The sequence below is a fragment of the Oxalobacter paraformigenes genome, assembly GCF_000158475.2.
Lineage (GTDB): Bacteria > Pseudomonadota > Gammaproteobacteria > Burkholderiales > Burkholderiaceae_D > Oxalobacter > Oxalobacter paraformigenes.
Window position 1 is genome coordinate 1,012,454 of sequence record NZ_KI392031.1, and the last position, 17,900, is coordinate 1,030,353.

At 55.5% G+C, this 17,900-nt stretch carries 20 protein-coding genes and 1 tRNA gene; 13 read left to right on the plus strand and 8 right to left on the minus strand.

Annotation, left to right across the window (positions count from 1 at the left end; translation table 11 throughout):
- Positions 1 to 17 precede the first annotated feature (17 nt).
- The gene (locus OFAG_RS08760) at positions 18 to 935 is read right to left on the minus strand and encodes a LysR family transcriptional regulator (protein WP_020995158.1); all 918 of its coding nucleotides are present in this window, start codon (positions 933 to 935) and stop codon (positions 18 to 20) included.
- Positions 936 to 1,107: 172 nt separating this feature from the next.
- On the opposite strand from OFAG_RS08760, the gene OFAG_RS08765 reads away from it, so the two are divergent.
- Entirely contained in the window at positions 1,108 to 1,806 is a 699-nt protein-coding gene (locus OFAG_RS08765; protein WP_020995159.1) for a glutamine amidotransferase, read from the plus strand.
- Between the two features lie 326 nt (positions 1,807 to 2,132).
- On the opposite strand, the gene OFAG_RS08770 is transcribed toward OFAG_RS08765, so the two are convergent.
- From OFAG_RS08770 to OFAG_RS08780, 3 genes are all read right to left on the minus strand, one after another.
- The gene (locus OFAG_RS08770) at positions 2,133 to 2,870 is read right to left on the minus strand and encodes a copper resistance protein NlpE (RefSeq protein ID WP_020995160.1); all 738 of its coding nucleotides are present in this window, start codon (positions 2,868 to 2,870) and stop codon (positions 2,133 to 2,135) included.
- Between the two features lie 204 nt (positions 2,871 to 3,074).
- Positions 3,075 to 3,833 carry a meso-2,3-butanediol dehydrogenase gene (gene budC / locus OFAG_RS08775; protein WP_005876609.1) on the minus strand — a complete coding sequence of 253 codons (759 nt, stop codon included), beginning with the start codon at positions 3,831 to 3,833 and terminating at the stop codon, positions 3,075 to 3,077.
- Positions 3,834 to 3,960: 127 nt separating this feature from the next.
- The gene (locus OFAG_RS08780; RefSeq protein ID WP_005876607.1) at positions 3,961 to 4,644 is read right to left on the minus strand and encodes a LexA family protein; all 684 of its coding nucleotides are present in this window, start codon (positions 4,642 to 4,644) and stop codon (positions 3,961 to 3,963) included.
- A 461-nt stretch (positions 4,645 to 5,105) separates the two neighbouring features.
- Here OFAG_RS08780 and OFAG_RS08790 point away from each other — a divergent pair.
- The 3 genes from OFAG_RS08790 (at position 5,106) to OFAG_RS14190 (ending at position 7,297) form a co-directional block, all read left to right on the plus strand.
- A tRNA-Leu gene (locus OFAG_RS08790) sits at positions 5,106 to 5,192 on the plus strand.
- A gap of 687 nt (positions 5,193 to 5,879) precedes the next feature.
- Positions 5,880 to 6,662, plus strand: a complete 783-nt coding sequence (locus OFAG_RS08805) for an alpha/beta hydrolase (protein ID WP_147617744.1) — start codon at positions 5,880 to 5,882, stop codon at positions 6,660 to 6,662.
- Between the two features lie 182 nt (positions 6,663 to 6,844).
- Positions 6,845 to 7,297 carry a bacteriohemerythrin gene (locus tag OFAG_RS14190; protein WP_005876604.1) on the plus strand — a complete coding sequence of 151 codons (453 nt, stop codon included), beginning with the start codon at positions 6,845 to 6,847 and terminating at the stop codon, positions 7,295 to 7,297.
- Here OFAG_RS14190 and OFAG_RS08815 read toward each other — a convergent pair.
- Positions 7,294 to 7,602 (minus strand): hypothetical protein, encoded by a 309-nt coding sequence (locus OFAG_RS08815; RefSeq protein WP_020995161.1) that lies wholly within the window; start codon positions 7,600 to 7,602, stop codon positions 7,294 to 7,296. The two genes, OFAG_RS14190 and OFAG_RS08815, sit on opposite strands and share 4 nt — an antisense overlap.
- Here OFAG_RS08815 and OFAG_RS08820 point away from each other — a divergent pair.
- The 4 genes from OFAG_RS08820 to OFAG_RS08840 all read left to right on the plus strand — a co-directional run bounded on the left by OFAG_RS08820 (position 7,601) and on the right by OFAG_RS08840 (position 11,645).
- On the plus strand, positions 7,601 to 8,455 hold the full coding sequence (locus OFAG_RS08820; protein ID WP_231371687.1) for an MBL fold metallo-hydrolase: 855 nt from the start codon (positions 7,601 to 7,603) through the stop codon (positions 8,453 to 8,455). The genes OFAG_RS08815 and OFAG_RS08820 overlap by 2 nt on opposite strands.
- 620 nt (positions 8,456 to 9,075) lie before the next feature.
- The gene (locus OFAG_RS08830) at positions 9,076 to 10,149 is read left to right on the plus strand and encodes an NAD(P)-dependent alcohol dehydrogenase (protein ID WP_005876602.1); all 1,074 of its coding nucleotides are present in this window, start codon (positions 9,076 to 9,078) and stop codon (positions 10,147 to 10,149) included.
- Positions 10,150 to 10,346: 197 nt separating this feature from the next.
- Entirely contained in the window at positions 10,347 to 10,739 is a 393-nt protein-coding gene (rnk, locus tag OFAG_RS08835; protein WP_020995163.1) for a nucleoside diphosphate kinase regulator, read from the plus strand.
- A 177-nt stretch (positions 10,740 to 10,916) separates the two neighbouring features.
- Complete coding sequence (locus tag OFAG_RS08840; protein ID WP_020995164.1) at positions 10,917 to 11,645, plus strand: SDR family oxidoreductase; 729 nt, start codon at positions 10,917 to 10,919, stop codon at positions 11,643 to 11,645.
- Positions 11,646 to 11,774: 129 nt separating this feature from the next.
- Here OFAG_RS08840 and OFAG_RS08845 read toward each other — a convergent pair whose 3' ends face one another.
- On the minus strand, positions 11,775 to 12,101 hold the full coding sequence (locus OFAG_RS08845) for a hypothetical protein (protein ID WP_005876599.1): 327 nt from the start codon (positions 12,099 to 12,101) through the stop codon (positions 11,775 to 11,777).
- 279 nt (positions 12,102 to 12,380) lie between these two features.
- Here OFAG_RS08845 and OFAG_RS13925 point away from each other — a divergent pair, with 279 nt between their 5' ends.
- The 3 genes from OFAG_RS13925 (at position 12,381) to OFAG_RS08860 (ending at position 14,778) form a co-directional block, all read left to right on the plus strand.
- A complete protein-coding gene (locus OFAG_RS13925; RefSeq protein WP_187138746.1) occupies positions 12,381 to 13,481 on the plus strand; it encodes an NUDIX hydrolase in 1,101 nt (366 codons plus the stop codon).
- 360 nt (positions 13,482 to 13,841) lie between these two features.
- Entirely contained in the window at positions 13,842 to 14,261 is a 420-nt protein-coding gene (locus tag OFAG_RS08855) for a DUF805 domain-containing protein (protein ID WP_187138745.1), read from the plus strand.
- 169 nt (positions 14,262 to 14,430) lie between these two features.
- On the plus strand, positions 14,431 to 14,778 hold the full coding sequence (locus OFAG_RS08860) for a DUF805 domain-containing protein (RefSeq protein WP_005876596.1): 348 nt from the start codon (positions 14,431 to 14,433) through the stop codon (positions 14,776 to 14,778).
- A gap of 3 nt (positions 14,779 to 14,781) precedes the next feature.
- On the opposite strand, the gene OFAG_RS08865 is transcribed toward OFAG_RS08860, so the two are convergent.
- A complete protein-coding gene (locus OFAG_RS08865; RefSeq protein ID WP_005876595.1) occupies positions 14,782 to 15,051 on the minus strand; it encodes a zinc ribbon domain-containing protein in 270 nt (89 codons plus the stop codon).
- A 224-nt stretch (positions 15,052 to 15,275) separates the two neighbouring features.
- On the opposite strand from OFAG_RS08865, the gene trhP reads away from it, so the two are divergent.
- The gene (gene trhP, locus OFAG_RS08870; RefSeq protein ID WP_051347047.1) at positions 15,276 to 16,658 is read left to right on the plus strand and encodes a prephenate-dependent tRNA uridine(34) hydroxylase TrhP; all 1,383 of its coding nucleotides are present in this window, start codon (positions 15,276 to 15,278) and stop codon (positions 16,656 to 16,658) included.
- A complete protein-coding gene (gene dnaQ / locus OFAG_RS08875) occupies positions 16,655 to 17,401 on the plus strand; it encodes a DNA polymerase III subunit epsilon (protein WP_005876593.1) in 747 nt (248 codons plus the stop codon). The genes trhP and dnaQ overlap by 4 nt, the downstream gene beginning before the upstream one ends.
- Positions 17,402 to 17,413: 12 nt before the next feature.
- Here dnaQ and OFAG_RS08880 read toward each other — a convergent pair whose 3' ends face one another.
- The gene (locus tag OFAG_RS08880; protein ID WP_005876592.1) at positions 17,414 to 17,851 is read right to left on the minus strand and encodes a thioredoxin family protein; all 438 of its coding nucleotides are present in this window, start codon (positions 17,849 to 17,851) and stop codon (positions 17,414 to 17,416) included.
- Between the last annotated feature and the right edge of the window lie 49 nt (positions 17,852 to 17,900).

A 17,900-nucleotide genomic window follows, 5' to 3' on the forward strand; every position in this document is an offset into this window, starting at 1 on the left:
AAAAACGCGCCCGTCAGTCAGTTTGCCGCCTGCCGCACCCTCATCCGCGCCTCCGCCACCAGCGCCAGCATGTCGGGATCGCGCTCGCGGTTTCGGGGAAAAACCAGCGCAACTGTCTGGCGCTTCCGGTACTTTTCAGCCAGTTCGACCAGTTTCACCGTGTTTCCGAACACCTTGCCGATGCGGGACGGCACCAGCGAACAGCCGACTCCGGCCTGCACCAGATTCATCAGCGAAAAAATATCGTTCAGCCGCGTGACGACTTCCGGTTCATATCCCGCTTCCGCAAAGGCGTCCGCAAACCCCTGCGCCGTGGCGAAGCCGTCATTCAAGGCCACGAATTTTTCATGACGCAAGCCGGCCAGATCGGCCGGATCGGATACCCGATCCGCCAGCGACAGGGGAATTGCCAGACAAAGCGTGTCTTCAAACAGCGGCAGCACTTCCAGAGCCGCCATCTCGTCCATTTCCCGGGAAACCGACACCAGAACGGCATCGAGCCGGCCGTCGGCAAGGCGATCCAGCAGATTCCGGTTGGAATCCATCGTCAGGTCGATTTCCATTTCCGGACGCCGGCGTTTCAGCCCCATGATCAGCTGCGGCACCATTTCAGTCGTCAGCGAATAAAGGCATCCGAGTTTCATCCGGCCGCTGCCATAACCGGCCGCCTCGCGCGTCGCCTCAACCGCTCGCCGGATCACCATCAGCGCTTCTTCGGCATAATGCCCGAGCGTCTGTGCCGCGGGAAGGGGCCGCAGATTCCGGCCCTCCTGCACGAAAAGTGGGCATCTCAGCACGTCTTCCAGCGAATGCAGGGCACGATGGACGCTCACGCCACTGATCCCCAGCGCTTCGGCAACCCGCGCAATCGTCTTTTTTTCCATGAACGCCAGAAAAATCTCCAGCTTCCGGATCGTCAGTTCACTGTCAATCATGTTCGGTCGGGAAAACACTGGCCGCTATTCTCACCGTGAGAACGCCTGCCAGTCGCTATCTGTCATTCTGGCGATCTTTTCCTCTCCTGTCCATGCTCTTTTGCCTGTTTCGGTGTGGCACAATTGCTGATTGTCCCATTACAATAAGCCAAACAGCGAACAGGACAGAAACATGGCGATTCTGATTGTCGAGACAGGGGAGACCCCCGGAAAAATGCCTGAAAAATGCGGCACCATAGCGCAATGGTTTGAAAACGCGCTGGATGAAATCGGGAAAAAGGCGGAAACCGTCCGGCCTTATCGGGGCGAAGCGCTGCCGGTAGCGACTTCCGTGGCAGGCGCGATCATCACCGGCTCCTGGAGCATGGTTACCGACCGGGAAGACTGGAGCGAGAAAACCGCCGAATGGATCCGGGAGCTGCTGTTCTTCGATATCCCGGTTTTCGGCGTCTGTTACGGCCACCAGTTGATGGCCCATGCGCTGGGCGGTCTGGTCGGCGACAACCCTGAAGGAGGGGAAAAGGGCGCCTTTACCGTCTCCCTGACCGGCAAGGCCGCAAAAAACCCGCTTTTCGACGGCTTCCCCGACCGGTTTCCGGCTTATCTCTTCCATCAACAAAGCGTTCTCGAACCGCCGAAAAATTGCGACATTCTGGGTACATCGGAAAAGGACGCCTGCCAGATCCTCCGTTACGGTCCCAGCGCCTTTTCGGTGCAGTTTCATCCGGAATTCACCGCCGACATCCTGAAAGCGGCGTGTCTGGAAAACCCGGGAGAAAACGGGTTTGAAAACTATCCGATTGCCGAGAACACCCCCTGGCCCCGACGGCTCCTGCATAATTTCTGCCGTATCGTCGAGGATATCGGCTAGGGAAAAACCGGAAAACCGCACGCTGTCACTGAAGCGGCCCCATCCTGTATCCATTCGCCGCAAGGCTCTTCACTCCTGCCGTTCCCGCCGGGAAAACGGCCATGGCCCGGAGCGCGTCCCGGCCTGTTCCGGCAAAAAGCCTCAAACACGCTGTATCCCTCATCCGGACAGCTCGCGAAAAACGCGGAACCCGTCCCGTTTTTTGTAAATGCCCCGTTTCCTGTAAAAACGGCTTTTCGCCAGACCTGCGTTTCGCCTTCCCGGTAAACGCATAAAAAAACGGCGCTCTTAAAGAGCGCCGTCGATTCGCGTCTGAAACCGTGCGATTATTTGGCCTTCACATAATCGCCAGCCAGCGTTTTGCCGTTGGAACAGAAAAGCGCCATATCGTTCTGGTCGTCGGCCTTGGACGTGAAAACGTTCATTGTGTCCGGCCCGGTCGAACGGATAACGAGCGTGCTCTTCAGGTCAGGATTGACGGTCTGCAACGGGATTTCGATCTGGTCGTTGACGATCTTGCCCTGGCCGTTGAACGTGCAGCCTTCTTCAACACCGTCTGCCGCAAACGAAACGGTCACGCCGTTTTGCGCATTGCCCAAAATGGTCAACGTTTCGCCGCTGCCGGCCAGCATCTGGTCGCCTGCCAGTCTGTAACGGCCCGAAAAATCGGAAGCGACTTTCGGTTTGACTTTTTTCAGGATGTACTGATCGGCCATCGTTTCGGAACGCTTGCCTTCCTTGTTCGTCATTTCGATGGAGTCCGCCGACTTGACGATGAAATATTGCGTATCAAACGGGAAAGTGACGGTAACGATGCCTTTGTCCATTTTCCAGGTGCCGACCTGGGAAAGGGAAGCGCCATCGGTATTTTCATAAAGCTGGGTTTCCACCACCGAACCGTCCTGATTGAAGGTAACGGCTGTTTTGATTCCCGGACAGTCCGCGCAGGGAATGGTGCCGGCATACATGCCTTGCGGCGGGGTATTGTCCCTCGACGAATCGCTGCAAGCCGCCAGAATGCCGACCATAAACAGGCCCATCAGAAAAAGTGAAAATCGTTTCATATGCATCTCCAGGTGTTTTGAAAAAAAATCCTGCCATTCACAAGGTTTCAAAAAACACGCCAAGGCTAACGCAGTCGCTACCCGATGAAGTGACCCATATCAGAAAGCGTATAAAAAACCGGGAAAAACCCATGAAAACGCCCCAACACGCCGATATTCGACAAAAAAGCCGGGCGTGGCCCGGCTTTGCGGCACAAAACAGGATCAGGCGATCTTCGGCTGCCCATCCGACGCCGTCACGCCGCCATCGACCGGAATGCAGGCCCCGTTGATGAAACTGGCGTCGTCGCTCGCCAGAAACGCCATGACCGACGCCACTTCCTCCGGCTGCGCCGGACGGCCAAGCGGAATCCGCTCGTTGAATTTTTCCTGGACGGCGGCATCGAAGTCTTTTGTCATATTCGTCTTCACCAGACTGGGGCAAACCGCATTGATGCGGACGCCCGACAGGCCGTGATCCATCGCCATCGCACGGGTCAGGTTGGATACGGCTCCCTTGGAAGCGCAATAAAAAGCCGCGCCCCAGTCGCCGCCCAGCCCGGATACCGAAGAGGTATTGATCATGCATCCTTTCGATTTGATCAGGTGGGGAAGGGAATATTTCGCGCCGAAAACAACCCCGTCGATATTGACGGAAGCGATGCGCCGCCAGTCTTCCAGCGACGTTTCCAGCACGGAACCGACCACATGGACGCCGGCATTGTTGATCATGACATCGAGCCTTCCATACCGGGCGACCGTATCGGCAATCATTTTTTCAACCGCTTTCGGGTCGGACACATCGACAAACAGGGCCATTGTTCTTTCCGGAGGAAGGGAAGCCGCCATTTTCTCAACATCCTCTTTTACGTAATCCGCCAGAACAACAGTGGCCCCTTCCGAGGAAAACCGCCGTGCTGCCGCTGCGCCGATACCGTTGCCGGCGCCTGTAATCAAAACCACTTTACCTGCAAAACGATTCATTTCCGTCTCCTTTAAAGGGTTTGTATCTGATTTTGAAACCATAACCCCTCAAGACGGGAAGGACAAGAATTAAAGGGAATTTTTCCGGTTTTCTTGGCCTAAGCCAAAAACTGGCCACATGAAACAGTCAGACACGTCCGGAGAGCTGTTTTTTTCGGAACTTCCGGTGCTCTACCATCGTACCGATGATTTCCACGGCATCCAGGTGGGAACGGATGCGAGGATAATCGTCGTTTAAGGCAATCAGCTCGAACAGCATAGTGTGAGACAAATCAAGTCCTTTCGGCCGGTATTTCCGGAGAATAACGTTCATCTTGTCCCCGTATTTCGCCACGACGAAATCGCCCGGTTCCGGAGCGATTGCCGGATCCACAATCACCCAGTCGCCTTTTTCGAATTCCGGCATCATTGCCAGACCTGTAATCTCGAGCGCAAAAGAATGGGCCGACAAGGGAGCATGCGTAAACAACCATTTCAGGGGCTTGTGGTAAATGGATAAATTCCGGGACGCGCAATTGACCCTGGCTGCCTGTTCGGCAGTAATCAGGGGAATCTGGTTGACGTCTCCCCAAAATGTCGATACCGACTGAAAATTTCCCAGCGACATGGGGCCTGCGCCCGTTTCCAGCCATAAAGCCGAACACCCCACCATTTCCTGCGCTTTCAGCATGCCCTGTTTGGAAATGCCTCTGACCTGCCAGTTATGGATGGTTTGCGGCGATACATTAAACAGACGGGCCAGTTCCGACTGGCCGCTGACGCGTTTTAGCATCCTTGCCGCTTCGTATAAACGTTTCATTTGTTCATGCATACACGCATTTTCTGAAATTTGACTGTCCTGTGTTACACGGCATGTTTGACAGAAACATCAACAATACGTTTAATAAATAAAGAACAAACCTTAAAAAAAGGGCAAATCTTTTGTTTTTCCTTGTCAAAAATCACATTCCGCCTTTCACAGAAACCGGCAAATTACTTTTCAGCCAGTATGGCAAAACTGAAAATACGCTTGAAAAACAATCCTTAAACTGCCTTCAGACATTTAATGACAATATAGCTGGCGTACAAACAAAACTTGTCATATTGTTACCAAACGCCCCTCTGTTTTTCTTACGACAAATCCGGATTTCCTGTTTTGACCTGTTACATTTTTAAACAAATTTCTTGTAAGAAATACAAAAAAAACAGACGGATTGTTCCGGCTTCCCCCAGCCGGACACGGTAAAAATCCGTTGGTTTCGCCATGCCGATCTGTTACAATGCCAGTCCATCGCCCGGGTGGTGAAATTGGTAGACACAAGAGACTTAAAATCTCTCGCCAGAAATGGCGTACCGGTTCGATTCCGGTCTCGGGCACCAGCGATCTCCCGATTCATGCGGATATCCGGGCATTTCGCGGCAAGCGCCGGAGAACTTTACGGATTCCCCTTGCCGGGCCGTTTTCCGGGCATTTACCAGCCTGTTCCCCTCTTTTTCCATCTCTCCCGCAAGAACGCCGGGGGCTGCCATTCTATATGGGAACCGCCTCGCTTCCGCAAAACCCGGTTGTGGCACAGCAGAGAGCAATCTGCCATTTCGTGACGTTTAAAAAATTCCGGGCTTTTTCGCATCGAACGGATCCATTTCAACGGGTACAGGCGTCCTCTTTTCCGCAAACCGTTCCCGGACCCGTTTTCTCCTTGGCGATTCTTCCTTTTTTCCGTGTAAGCCGGAAATCCTGCCAGAAACAGAAAGGCTCTTTGTGGCCACCGTTTTCAGCCTTTCCTTTTTCCGGCCTCCGGAAAACACGCCTTCCAGGCCGGCCGACCGGCCCGGTGTGGAAAAGAAAGCCGCACAGGCTGCCGGGGCGTTCCCGCACGTTTTTCAAAGGAAGAAAGTGTCAAAAGATTGCCCGAACGCAATATTTTTTCCTTTTATCCTATATAATAAAAAATGTCTTTCATTGCGGCCAAAATTCACTTGTTCCCGTTCCGAATGTCGTCTTCCTCTCCAGCCGGTTCTTCCGGAATTTCCATAACCGAAACCGTTTACCGGCAGTCGGAAAACATGCCGTTGAAAGCGCTGATTTACCGGCCGGCGGGAGAAGGGCCTTTTCCCGCCGTCGTCTGCGTTCATGGAGGAGCCTGGGTGGCGGGCGACCGTTTCGCCACACAAGGTTTTGCCGAACGGGTCGCGCAAACCGGTATTGTCGTGATGGCGATCGATACCCGGCTGGCTCCGCAACATCCGTATCCGGCCGCCGTTGCCGACGTCAATTGCGCGACCCGCTGGCTGAAACACCATGCGGCAGAATACGGAGCGGATCCCCTAAGAACAGGGGGACTGGGCATTTCAAGCGGCGGGTATCTCGTTCTCCTCTCCGCCATGCGTTTCGACGATCCACGCTACTGTCAGGAGAAACCCGCAAACCTTCCCTTAACTGCCTTAACCGATGCCAGAATGGCGTTTGTCGTCACCTGCTCGGGCGTTCTCGATCCGCTGGCCCGTTTTGCCCTGGCGGAAAAAAACGGCAATCTCGCCATCACGCTGTGCCATCGCGCTTTTTTCCGGAACCCGCAAACGATGGAAGAAGCAAACCCTCCGCTGATACTGTCCCGTCACGAAAAGGCGGATCTCCCGCCGGCGCTCTTTTTTCAGGGCAGCGACGACCCGCGCCTGCCGCCCGATACCGCCGCAAAAACGGCAGCGGCCTGGCGAAAAGCCGGGGGAAGGGGAAAAGCCATCCTGTATCCTGAAACGGGGCACGCCGTCGGGACATGGCGAAGAAAAGAACTGGCGGACATGCTTTCCCGGCTTCACGAGCTTGCATCGGGATCCTTATCATCGTAATCTGTCGCCTTGAATCGGAAACATGGCCATTTACCCATCCAGCGGGACCGTTATGCCTGTCATGGCCTCATCCGCAATGCACCCCGTCAGCTTTTCAAAAAAACGGAAAAAACCACGAAACCGGACAGAACCCTGCTTTCCCGTCCCCCTTCAGGGATTGTCCGAAAACATCGACCACATCAATGCTCAATCTGAACCCGGCGGACTTCAAGCCGCTTGTATGGAAAAAGGAATATGAATCCGGCCATCCGCTTATGGACGAACAGCATCGCCGGCTTTTTGCAGAAGTCAACGAATTGCTGGCGGCCCTGCGGGAAAACAGGCCGAAAGCGGAAATCGGCGCCTTAATCGAAAAACTGTTCGCTGATACCCGCGAACACTTCGGCACGGAAGAAGCCCTCCTGTCTGAAGCGGGTTACGATGAAACGCCTGTTCACGCGCTGATCCACAAACAGCTCCTGCAAAAGGGCGCACGGCTTGTCGCCCGGTTCGAGGAGAACCGGCTCGATTTCAGCGAGATTTTCCTTTATCTGGCCAAGGATATCGTCATGGATCATATCCTGAAAATCGACATAAAATATTTCGGGCAGCTGGATTGGGCAACTGTCCCGGCAACCTGGCAAACCCGTCATTAGCCCGTTTTTCCCTCCGTGCTGGCGTCACCTGAGCTGCCGAAGCGGCCATCTCCCCGAAACGGACGAATTCCGGCCCGAAAAAAGGGGTTTTCCGGTTTTCGTGTCCCGTTCTGTTCCATCAGGACAACGATATGCCCCCAGCCTGCGGCAAGTTCGCTATGATGAGGCCATGCCGTTTCCGTTTTCATGGCGAACCCGTTGTTTATGGAAAAGCCGGCCGGTTCCTGCCAGAAGATTCCGGGCCGATTGGCCGCTACAGAAAACGGAAACGCCTGTTCCCCACCCTTTCCCACAGGAGGAAACATGATGCTCCCGGCCGAAACCGGAAAACTGAACATAACGGTTCTTGTCGACGATACCGTCGCATCCGAAGAACTGGCTGCCGAACACGGCGTATCTATCCTTGTCGAACTTCCAAACGGCCGCCGCTGGCTTGTCGATACGGGCACAACCGACATATTCATGGAAAACGCCCGCAGGATGGGCATCAGTCTGGACGATCTGGCCGGAATCGCCATTACCCACGGGCACGACGACCATACGGGCGGCCTGACTTTCTACTCCCGGCTCAAGGGAAAACCGCCGGTTTACGGCCATCCCTATATCTGGCACAAATCCTACCAGATCAAACCGGGCCAGCCCGTGCGCGTCACCGGCATGCCCTATCTGGCGAGAAAGGACGCCGCCCCGTCGTTTCAGGCCGTCAACCATGTCACCCGGCTTGACGACGATCTGTACTTCTTTACCGACATTCCCCGCGCGCCCGGCAGTTTCGCCCCGATTGCCGGAAATTTCTTCAACGAAGACGGGACCGGGCCGGTTCCCCTGATCGACGACGCGTCCATCGTCATCAAAACCCCGAAGGGTCTGGTCGTCATTATCGGATGCGGCCATGCCGGCTATACCAACATCCTAAACGCCATCCATGCGGCGTTTCCGGGAGAAAAACTGCTGGCGGTCATCGGCGGCCTGCATCTGATGAATGCCGGAGAAAACGTGCTAGCTGAAGCCGTCGATTGCACCCGCCGCATCAAGGCCGACGATTTCGTTTTTTACTGCGGACACTGTACGGGCGAGAACACGCTCCGGTATTTCAGCCAGGCTTTCGGTGAAAAGGCCGTCAGGCCAATGGGAGCGGGAAGGGTGCTTCACTTCTGAGAGGCGCCGTTCACTTCCGGAATGGGGGTGCGGATACCTGACACAGGACGCCAAAAGAAGCGTCCTGTTTCGGCATGGCTTGATGCCGTTTTTGCAGGTAAATGCCATAAAGTCCGAGAAAGTTTTCCGGCGCTTGCCGCGAAATACCCGGGCATCCGCATGAATCGGAAGATCGCTGGCAAGACCGGCATCGAACCGGTACGCCACTCTGACGGGAGATTTCAGGCCGCTTGCGCCAAAGCGTGCCCTTTTGCGCGGCGACCCGGGAAGCGCGGCTCGCTTTACGTCCCTTATACGGCCGCCTGTCCTTTCCGCATTCCGCACGATCCTTTTGAAAGGAAAGGACTGTCTCACCGCTCCCGGTTTGGACAGCCGGCGAAAATATGCCCGTTTTCTGTCGCCAAACAACATCCGGCAGCGCTTTCGCTCTGGACAGCCTGTTCCCCGAGGGGGTAACCTATCGGCATAAAGGGCCGGTTCTGCCGTTGCTTTTCCTGCCTGAACCGTCAGGGCCGAACGAATTGCCCGGCTGCCGTCCCCAGTCGTTTCCCGTATTGCCCGCCGGATGGAAAACAGCTGTTTTCCATCCTGTCCCAACCACTCTATGGAAGGATCAGTCTATGCGTACCATGAAAGCGGCCGTTTTCGTCAAACCCGGCAAAATCGTTCTCGATGAAAAACCCGTCCCCAAAGTCGGCCCCGGCGACGCACTGGTCAAGATCACGACGACTACCATCTGCGGAACCGACGTCCATATCCTGAAAGGGGAATATCCTGTCAAACCCGGGCTGATCATCGGCCACGAACCCGTCGGGGTTATCGAGGAACTCGGCGTGGGCGTCACCGGCTACCGTGTCGGCCAGCGCGTGGTCGTCGGAGCCATCACCCCCTGCGGCCAGTGTTATGCCTGTCTGGACAACCATTCTTCCCAGTGCGGGGGACATGGCGCCTACGGCTGGAAAGCGCTCGGCGGCTGGAAATTCGGCAACACCATCGACGGCTGCCAGGCCGAATACGTACTGGTGCCGGACGCCATGGCCAATCTGGAACCCATTCCGGACGACCTGACCGATGAACAGGTCCTGATGTGTCCTGACATCATGAGCACCGGTTTTTCGGGCGCCGAAAGCGGAAGAGTCAAAATCGGCGATACCGTCGTCATTTTCGCGCAGGGACCGATCGGGCTCTGCGCCACTGCCGGCGCGAAGCTCCGGGGCGCAACGCGGATTATCACGGTGGACGGGATTCCCGAACGGCTGGCCATTTCGAAACGGATGGGCGCGGACATCACCATCAATTTCCGCGAAAAAGACCCGATCGACGAAATCATGAAAATCACCGACGGAAAAGGAGTGGATGTCGCCATCGAGGCGCTGGGCACGCAGCAGACGTTCGAGAGCTGCCTGCGCGTTCTGAAACCGGGCGGCGTGCTGTCCAGTCTGGGCGTCTATTCCGGCAAGCTGACCTTGCCGGGCGACGCTTTCGCCGCAGGACTGGCTGACCAGACGATTGTCACCACGCTTTGCCCCGGCGGCAAGGAACGCATGCGCCGGTTGCTGAACGTCGTCGAAAGCGGGCGCGTCGATCTGAAACAGCTGGTCACGCACCGTTTTCCGCTCGACAGAATCGAGGAAGCCTACGATCTCTTCGCGAACGCACGCGACGGCGTGCTGAAAATCGCCATCACTCCCTGACATATCTCAACGGGCATCATCCGGCCGGATTGTATCCTGCAATTCGGCCGGATTGCATTGGGCATCCTTCTTCATCTCCGTTTTTGAACCGGCAAGAGCGCAAACGGGACAAACCGTCCCGCGGGGGATTTTTTGCACGGCCAGTCCGGCATCCGGATACCGGCCGTTTGATTATCCGAAACGAAAAAGGAAACGACATGAACGAAAGACCCCCCATCACCGTAACGACCCACGACTACGAACGGCTTGAACAAATGCTCAGAAACGCCAAATACCGGAACATTCCGGGCATGGCCGATTTGCAGCGTGAACTGGACAGGGCCAATGTCGTCGAACCTGAAGAATTGCCGGAAGACGTCATTACCATTAATTCCACAGCCCGTTTCATCGACGATTGCACAAACGACCAGTATGAAATTACCCTGGTCTATCCGGACAAGGCCGACGGCGTCTCGAAAATTTCCGTTCTCGCCCCTGTCGGAAGCGCACTGCTTGGCTTGTCGGCCGGACAGTCGATACCCTGGCAAGTCCCCGGCCGGCAAAAGCTGCAACTGAGAGTGCTCGACGTCAAAGCGCCGAAACTGATATGACATTCAACATCATGCCCGGATTTTTTGCCGGCAATCCGCTTTAAGTTAAGAAAAGCCTTTTTCCTTACCGTTACGGCAAGGCCGAAAGCGGAAAAACCTCATCGGGAAAACGCTTTTATTCGCTGAATGAATAGCGAAAAACCCGACATTAAACGACCTGACAGAAAGGGATGGATCATGAACGAAGCGACAATCGCTCTGGTGACAGGGGGCAACAAAGGCATCGGTTACGAAATTTGCCGGTTACTGCTGCGCAAAGGCTGCCATGTGCTTCTGGGCGCACGTAACCGTTCGGAAGGGGAAGCCGCCGTGGCCGCCCTGGCAAGGGAAGAGGGCGGCGCCATCGAATTCATCGCCATCGATCTGAACGATCCGAAAACTTTCCATGCCGCACAGGCGGGCATTTCGGAAAAATTCGGCAGGCTCGATATCCTGATCAATAACGCCGGCGTCGCGCCGGACGGCGATTACAAGGTATTCGACGTTCCCTCAAGGATTCTGAAAGAAACCTTCGACACCAACTTTTTTGCGCTGGTGGAACTGACGCAATCCCTGCTGCCCCTGATCCGGAAAAGCCCGGCCGGACGCATCGTCAACCAGTCCAGCATTCTGGCTTCCCTGACCGCGCAAAGCCTTCCGGATTCACCGATTAAACAGGGAAAAGCATTTGCCTATAATGCCAGCAAAACCGCCGTCAACGCGTTTACCGTTCATCTGGCCGATTTCCTTCAGGGAACGCCCGTCAAGGTCAACTCGGCCCATCCCGGAAGCGTCAGGACTGCAATGAACCCGACTGGCAGTCTGGAAGATTTCGAGGGCGCCAAAACAGCCGTTGCGCTGGCCCTTTTGCCGGAAGACGGCCCGAGCGGCGGTTTCTTTTACATGGGAACGCCATTGCCCTGGTAAGCCCCTTCCTTATGGCGAAACAAAAAAAGAAGCATCCCGAAAGATTCTTCCCTGCATGCTGCAACAACCCGTTCCGGTTCAGCGGCCTTTTTCCGGGAACCGGTAAGGGCGCGAAAAGGGCCGCCTTCATCAGTAGTGGTGTCTTCCGCCCCTCATGTAACGGTGAGAACGGTTGAATTCCCGGTAAGAACGTTCCTGCTCGCGCTGCAGCCTTTGCTGCTCGTTATACAACCGGTCCTGTTCACGCTGGATCCGGTAATAATCCTGATAACCGTCCTGATAGCGGGGAGCGGCATTGTCCTGATAACGGGGAGCGGCATTGTAATGATAATACTGCGGGCTTTCTTCAATGCTATCGTTGAAATAGCCGAACCGGCCAGCCTCAACCGGCGCCGAAAAAACCAGCGCGCACAACAGGGCCGCGCCCATGAAAATACCAGGTTTAAAACGGATCATCGCCTGCTCCTTTTCAGTTCGGTTAGGGTAACCCCTTCAGGGTAACAAATATTTCCCAGTCTAATCAAACCCTTGCCGCTTTCATTGAGCGAACCGGAGACAAAACCGTTTTTTTCTGCCGGAAATGTCTCTGAAAAGTCACGAACTGGCGTCCTGAAAACCCCGAAGGGCACAAAACAAATGGCGTTTTCCCAAACAAAAACAAACCGGAAAGAGGGGGAAAAAGGTAAGATATCCCGGTTGCAACGCCTGTCTATCCATACTGTTTCGGAGTGCGAAGTGTCTTATCGTCATATTGTCTTCGATCTGGAAGGAACCCTTGTCGCGCCGGATTGGTATGACACCGGTGAGCGGGACAATTCTGCCGGACAATTCCATCCCTGTACCGGTGTCCGGCCGCTCGTTCAGGGATTGAAGGCCATGTCCTACATTCTGGGAGCGATAACGTTCCAGCCCGAAAAAAAGGGAATGGACATGCTTGAAAAGACCGGGCTGGCCGCCTACTTTTCCTGCTCTGTCCAAAGCGGCGCTCCCTCCGGATCCCTCGGCAATCCGCTGGAACGCTATCTGCAAAAAACGGAAGCTGCCCGACCGGACGTGCTATTCGTCACGGCCGGCAAAACCGGGCTGGAAATGGCCCGCGAGGCGAACGTGGATTGTGTCCTTGCCCGGTGGTGTCCGGAAAACGTTCCGGACGATATGCCGGTGTTTTGCCTGAACCGTCCCGACGATCTGGCCGTTTTTCTGGGGAAACCCGGCCGGAACCTCCCCGATCCCTGGCTTTCCTGGGCGATCGAACTCCAGTTCATCGCGCAGGCGGGGCAAACCTATTCAAGGGATCCTTTCGATCTGGAACGCTTCGACCGTATCCGCGAAATAGCGGCTGAAATCATGAGCGCCAAATCCGGGCTGGGCCTGGAAACGGTCAAAGACCTTTTCTGCAATGAAACCGGATTCCAGACTCCGAAACTGGACACCCGCGCCGCGATATTTTCGGACGGCAAAATTCTCATGGTCAGGGAATCGCAGGGCAAATGGTCGCTCCCCGGCGGCTGGATCGATATCGACCAGTCAGTCGCGTCCAACACCATCAAGGAAGTGAAAGAAGAAGCGGGACTGGACGTTGAACCCGTGCGACTGATCGCTGTTTTGGACGGCAACCGGAAACAGCCCCGACACTACGCTTACGGCATTTGCAAACTGTTCGTTTTGTGCCGTGCGAAAGGCGGACAGTTCCGCCCCAATCACGAGACCTCGGCCAGCGCGTTCTTTTCACCGGACGCTCTTCCGCCGCTTTTCACCGAAAAGAACACCGAAGAACAGATCAGGATGTGTTTTCTGGCTGCGGCCGACGAAAACTGGCAGGTTTTGTTCGACTGAGCGGTTTTCCTTCCCGGCCTGCCCCGATACCGGCGCTCGACACGGCTCAGCCTGTCCACCGATGTGCCGGCACCGGCGAAAACGGGCCTTCGTTGCGCCGCCTGCAAAAAATTTCCTGCCCGGCTTTTTTCCTGTTTTTCCCGCCAGCCCGCCTCCGGCGAACACCACGATCCGAAAGCGACAGTCTGCATTGCTATACAGCAAACTTATTGATACACTCTATTCACTCAAAACACTTCTGACAGTCCAGTCAGGAAATCCCGGTAAACGGACGTTCTGCCGTAGCGGGAATTTCCGTGTTTTTTACAAACAGGCCGTCCGGCAAACCCGTAGCCGCACATGCGCGCTGCCGGCAAGCCGATGCCCGCCGTGAAAGCGGTTTTTCTGATGGATAAAGGCATGGGAATCATCGACACGTATATCGGAAGCTTCAGAAACTTCGACGATTTCGAGGGGCGGTCAAGCCGGGCGGAATTCTGGATTTTTCACCTCCTTTCCCTGCTTGTCCAGTTTGTCTTTGCCATCATTGGCGAATTCTGGATGATCGGGGCAGTTTTGCAAGTCGTTTTCTTTGTCGTGCTTATCGTTCCCTCCATCAGTCTCGTCATCCGGCGGCTTCACGATACCGGCACGAGCGGATGGTTCCTGCTGATGCTTTTCCTCCCGCTTTTCAATTTTCTGGTGCTTTGCCTGCTCCTCTTTTACCGGAGCGACCCTTACGATAACGGTTACGGGCCGCCGGGAAACAGCCCGCAGAAAACCGTTCCCGACCCTTCGTGACGCAGGCGCATCGCAAAACCCTTTTTCTCCGGCCAGGCCATGCCAGAATCCAAAAAAGAAGACAAACCCGGCATGAAAACCGGCAGGATGAAGGGGAGGGGAACTGTCCGGATGGAAAATTTGCTGATACACTTTCCCGGTTGAAAAGACGTGACCGACCGATGCCGCCATGAAAAAATGGTTTTCCGCCTACGCCCTGACTTTCTCGCGATACCTGGACTATCGTGGCCGCTCATCGCGGCAGGAAATCTGGAACTTCGCCATAAACACCCTGATCATTGATTTTTTCATCTTGCTGCTGGCCGGCGATATGCCGATGGCCGTTTTCCATATCGTCGCCATGATCGTTCTGGCGGCGCTGGCCGTGCGCCGGTTTCACGATATCGGCCTGTCCGGCTGGTATGCGATCGCATTGATCATTCCGGTTGTCAACCTGTGCGCTTTTTTCGTGCTCCTGTTTTTCAAAAGCGTCCCCGGCGAAAACCGGTACGGCCCGCGGCCGGCACAGGCCGACTGAGCGTCAGTGATGGTCTGTCCACCGCTTCAAAGTAGGAAAAAAGGCTTTCATCAACTGGCGCGCCTCGTCTCTCGACATGCCTTCCTGTGAAGCCAGATGCGGGGCGCAATGCTCGATCATCTGATCCATCGTCATGTCCGACGTGAATTTTCCGTGGTTGTAGCAGTAGCTGCAATAATCCGGGTTGGCCGTTCCGTTGGCGTTCTTGCCGTACACGATATCACGGTCCGACATCGGCATGCCGCACGACTGGCAGCGTTTTTCGTTTTCCATGAGCGGTGATCCTTTCGTCAGTCAGTCGCAAATGTCCATCGCGAAAATTTTCCGGGTTCAGGAAAAGAACACTTATATATAAAAAATGCGGTATTGAAAAGCATTATTTCAGCCATCCATTCCTTTTATATCATATTTCCCGGAAAATGCACGGCAATGGACATTTCCGTGAATACCGGAAGCGCATTCGCTATAATGACCCTTTACTCATACGAACGTTTGCCATGCCTGATTCACCCGAACTTCTTTTGCCTGCCGGTTCCCTCGAAAAAATGCGGGCCGCCTACGATTTCGGCGCCGATGCCGTGTATGCGGGGCAGCCTCGTTACAGCCTGCGTGCCAGAAACAACGCGTTTTCCACGCTTGACGCCCTGAAAGAGGGTATCGACGAAGCGCACCGGCGCGGCAAAAAGTTCTACGTCGCCAGCAACATCTACGCCCACAACGCCAAGCTGAAAACCTATCTGGCCGACATGGCCCCCGTTATCGACATGAAACCGGACGCGCTGATTATGGCCGATCCCGGCCTGATCATGCTGGTTCGCGACCGCTGGCCCGAGGTTCCCGTCCATCTGTCGGTACAGGCCAACGCCATCAACTGGGCTGACGTCAAATTCTGGCAGCGGATGGGGCTCATGCGCGTCATCCTTTCGCGCGAACTGTCGCTGGACGAAATCGCGGAAATCCGCCAGCGCTGTCCGGACATGGAACTGGAAGTCTTCGTGCACGGGGCGCTTTGCGTCGCCTATTCGGGCCGGTGCCTGCTGTCGGGTTACTTCAACCACCGCGACTCCAATCAGGGCACCTGCACCAATTCCTGCCGCTGGAACTACAAAATCGCCAATGCCGCGGAAGACGCCACCGGCGACATTCTCCCGCTCGACATGGCGCAAATCATGGCAGCCCCAGAAATACCGCCTTCCGCACTGGGCGAGATGCCGCGGCATCCGGCCGCCGAGAGAGTCTATCTGATCGAGGAGGGCAAGCGGCCGGGCCAGCTCTTGCCGATTATGGAAGACGAACACGGCACCTACATCATGAATTCGAAAGATTTGCGCGCGATCGAGCACATCGGACGGCTGGTCGAAATCGGCGTCGATTCTCTCAAAATCGAGGGGCGTACCAAATCCGTTTATTATGTCGTCCGTACCGCACAGGCTTACCGTCAGGCCATCGACGACGCCGTGGCCGGCCGGCCGTTCGACACCCGTCTTTTAGGGGCGCTTCAGGGGCTTGCCAACCGGGGCTATACCGACGGTTTCTACAAACGCCACCACACGCAGGAATACCAGAATTACCTTTCCGGCGCTTCCGAACTGCACAACAGCCATTACGTCGGCGACGTGGTTTCCGCGGAAAACGGCTGGGCAACCGTTCTCGTCAAAAACCGTTTTTCGGTCGGCGATACACTGGAAATTTTCCATCCGGCAGGCAACACGGTCGTTTCGCTGGAAAAAATGACAAACGAGGAAGGGGAAACCGTGACCGTCGCCCCGGGAAGCGGGCATCGCGTCCGTATTCCGCTCAAAGCGCGTTACAATGGCGCCTTCATCGCCCGCCGCCTGTCCGGTGGCACATCGGGAGAAAACGGAAAAGATTCACCATGAGACAAATCGTACTCGATACCGAAACAACCGGCCTGTACGCCAACGATGGCGACCGGATCATTGAAATCGGTTGCGTGGAAGTGTTGAACCGCCGCGTGACCGACCACCATTTCCATCAATACATCAACCCGGAACGCGACTCGCACCCGGACGCGCTGGCTGTTCACGGCCTGACGACGGAATTTCTGTCTGACAAACCGAAATTCGCCGAAATCGCGCAGGCTTTCTGCGATTTCATCAAGGGTGCCGAACTCGTCATCCACAACGCCCCGTTCGACGTGGGTTTCCTGAATGCCGAACTGGCACGGCTTAATCTGCCGCCTGTCGAGGAACTGGCTTCCTGCATTACGGACAGCCTCCTTAAAGCCCGGGACATGTTTCCGGGCCGGCGCAATTCACTGGATGCGCTCTGCGAACGCTTTGAAATCGACAATACGCACCGGACACTGCACGGGGCCTTGCTTGACGCCGAACTGCTGGCCGAAGTGTATCTGGCCATGACGCGCGGGCAGGAAACGCTGGAAATCGAAAAACTGACCCTGTCGGCCGCCGAAGAAGAAGCCCGGAAAAACCATCCGCTGTCGTCCTTGCGCATACTGGTTCTCGCGCCGACCGAGGAAGAACTGCAAAAGCACGAAGAAGTGCTGGACGACATTGAAAAGGGAAACAAGGGCGCTCCCTGCGTCTGGCGCATGGAAGCCGTTGCCGGAACCGGGGCGTCGGAAATGAAAGAAGCGTCGTAAACGCGGAAAAAATCAGGCGTCCGCTTTAACGGCCCGGCGCAAAAGCGCTCTCAGGTTGACGTCCTTTTGCCAGCAGACATGTTCTTCGTTTAGAAAAGCCAGCCGCTTCATTTCGCTGACTTCGGTATCGAGCTGGCTTTTCAAAAGCCGCTCGGCCACGCCCGCATCCGGATGGATGCAGCCGAAAAAATTGACGATATCGCCATACTGGATCAGGAGACTGGGAAAGTTCTCGACATCCAGATCGCCGAGCAGATCGGCATGATCTTCAATATCGATCCATAAAAACACAATGTCGGCATATTTTTCCGCCAGCGCCTCGAACGTCGGCCGCCACCCGCGACAGGCCCCGCACCAGTGCGCGCAAAAACACGCGACGATCCATGAATTTTCCGACAGGGTCGCATCCAGAAGGGGATAGTCCGGTTCTTTTAGCTGGATAAAAGGCATAGTGGCAATCGAAACGATAAGGCGATAAACTCGGGGAAGCTATTTTAAC

Coding starts and splice junctions, on each gene's coding strand:
- OFAG_RS08760 (WP_020995158.1), bottom strand. CDS start 935: ATGATTGACAGTGAACTGACGATCCGGAAGCTGGAGATTTTTCTGGCG.
- OFAG_RS08765 (WP_020995159.1), top strand. CDS start 1,108: ATGGCGATTCTGATTGTCGAGACAGGGGAGACCCCCGGAAAAATGCCT.
- OFAG_RS08770 (WP_020995160.1), bottom strand. CDS start 2,870: ATGAAACGATTTTCACTTTTTCTGATGGGCCTGTTTATGGTCGGCATT.
- budC (WP_005876609.1), bottom strand. CDS start 3,833: ATGAATCGTTTTGCAGGTAAAGTGGTTTTGATTACAGGCGCCGGCAAC.
- OFAG_RS08780 (WP_005876607.1), bottom strand. CDS start 4,644: ATGCATGAACAAATGAAACGTTTATACGAAGCGGCAAGGATGCTAAAA.
- OFAG_RS08805 (WP_147617744.1), top strand. CDS start 5,880: ATGCCGTTGAAAGCGCTGATTTACCGGCCGGCGGGAGAAGGGCCTTTT.
- OFAG_RS14190 (WP_005876604.1), top strand. CDS start 6,845: ATGCTCAATCTGAACCCGGCGGACTTCAAGCCGCTTGTATGGAAAAAG.
- OFAG_RS08820 (WP_231371687.1), top strand. CDS start 7,601: ATGATGCTCCCGGCCGAAACCGGAAAACTGAACATAACGGTTCTTGTC.
- OFAG_RS08815 (WP_020995161.1), bottom strand. CDS start 7,602: ATGTTTCCTCCTGTGGGAAAGGGTGGGGAACAGGCGTTTCCGTTTTCT.
- OFAG_RS08830 (WP_005876602.1), top strand. CDS start 9,076: ATGCGTACCATGAAAGCGGCCGTTTTCGTCAAACCCGGCAAAATCGTT.
- rnk (WP_020995163.1), top strand. CDS start 10,347: ATGAACGAAAGACCCCCCATCACCGTAACGACCCACGACTACGAACGG.
- OFAG_RS08840 (WP_020995164.1), top strand. CDS start 10,917: ATGAACGAAGCGACAATCGCTCTGGTGACAGGGGGCAACAAAGGCATC.
- OFAG_RS08845 (WP_005876599.1), bottom strand. CDS start 12,101: ATGATCCGTTTTAAACCTGGTATTTTCATGGGCGCGGCCCTGTTGTGC.
- OFAG_RS08855 (WP_187138745.1), top strand. CDS start 13,842: ATGCCCGCCGTGAAAGCGGTTTTTCTGATGGATAAAGGCATGGGAATC.
- OFAG_RS08860 (WP_005876596.1), top strand. CDS start 14,431: ATGAAAAAATGGTTTTCCGCCTACGCCCTGACTTTCTCGCGATACCTG.
- OFAG_RS08865 (WP_005876595.1), bottom strand. CDS start 15,051: ATGGAAAACGAAAAACGCTGCCAGTCGTGCGGCATGCCGATGTCGGAC.
- trhP (WP_051347047.1), top strand. CDS start 15,276: ATGCCTGATTCACCCGAACTTCTTTTGCCTGCCGGTTCCCTCGAAAAA.
- dnaQ (WP_005876593.1), top strand. CDS start 16,655: ATGAGACAAATCGTACTCGATACCGAAACAACCGGCCTGTACGCCAAC.
- OFAG_RS08880 (WP_005876592.1), bottom strand. CDS start 17,851: ATGCCTTTTATCCAGCTAAAAGAACCGGACTATCCCCTTCTGGATGCG.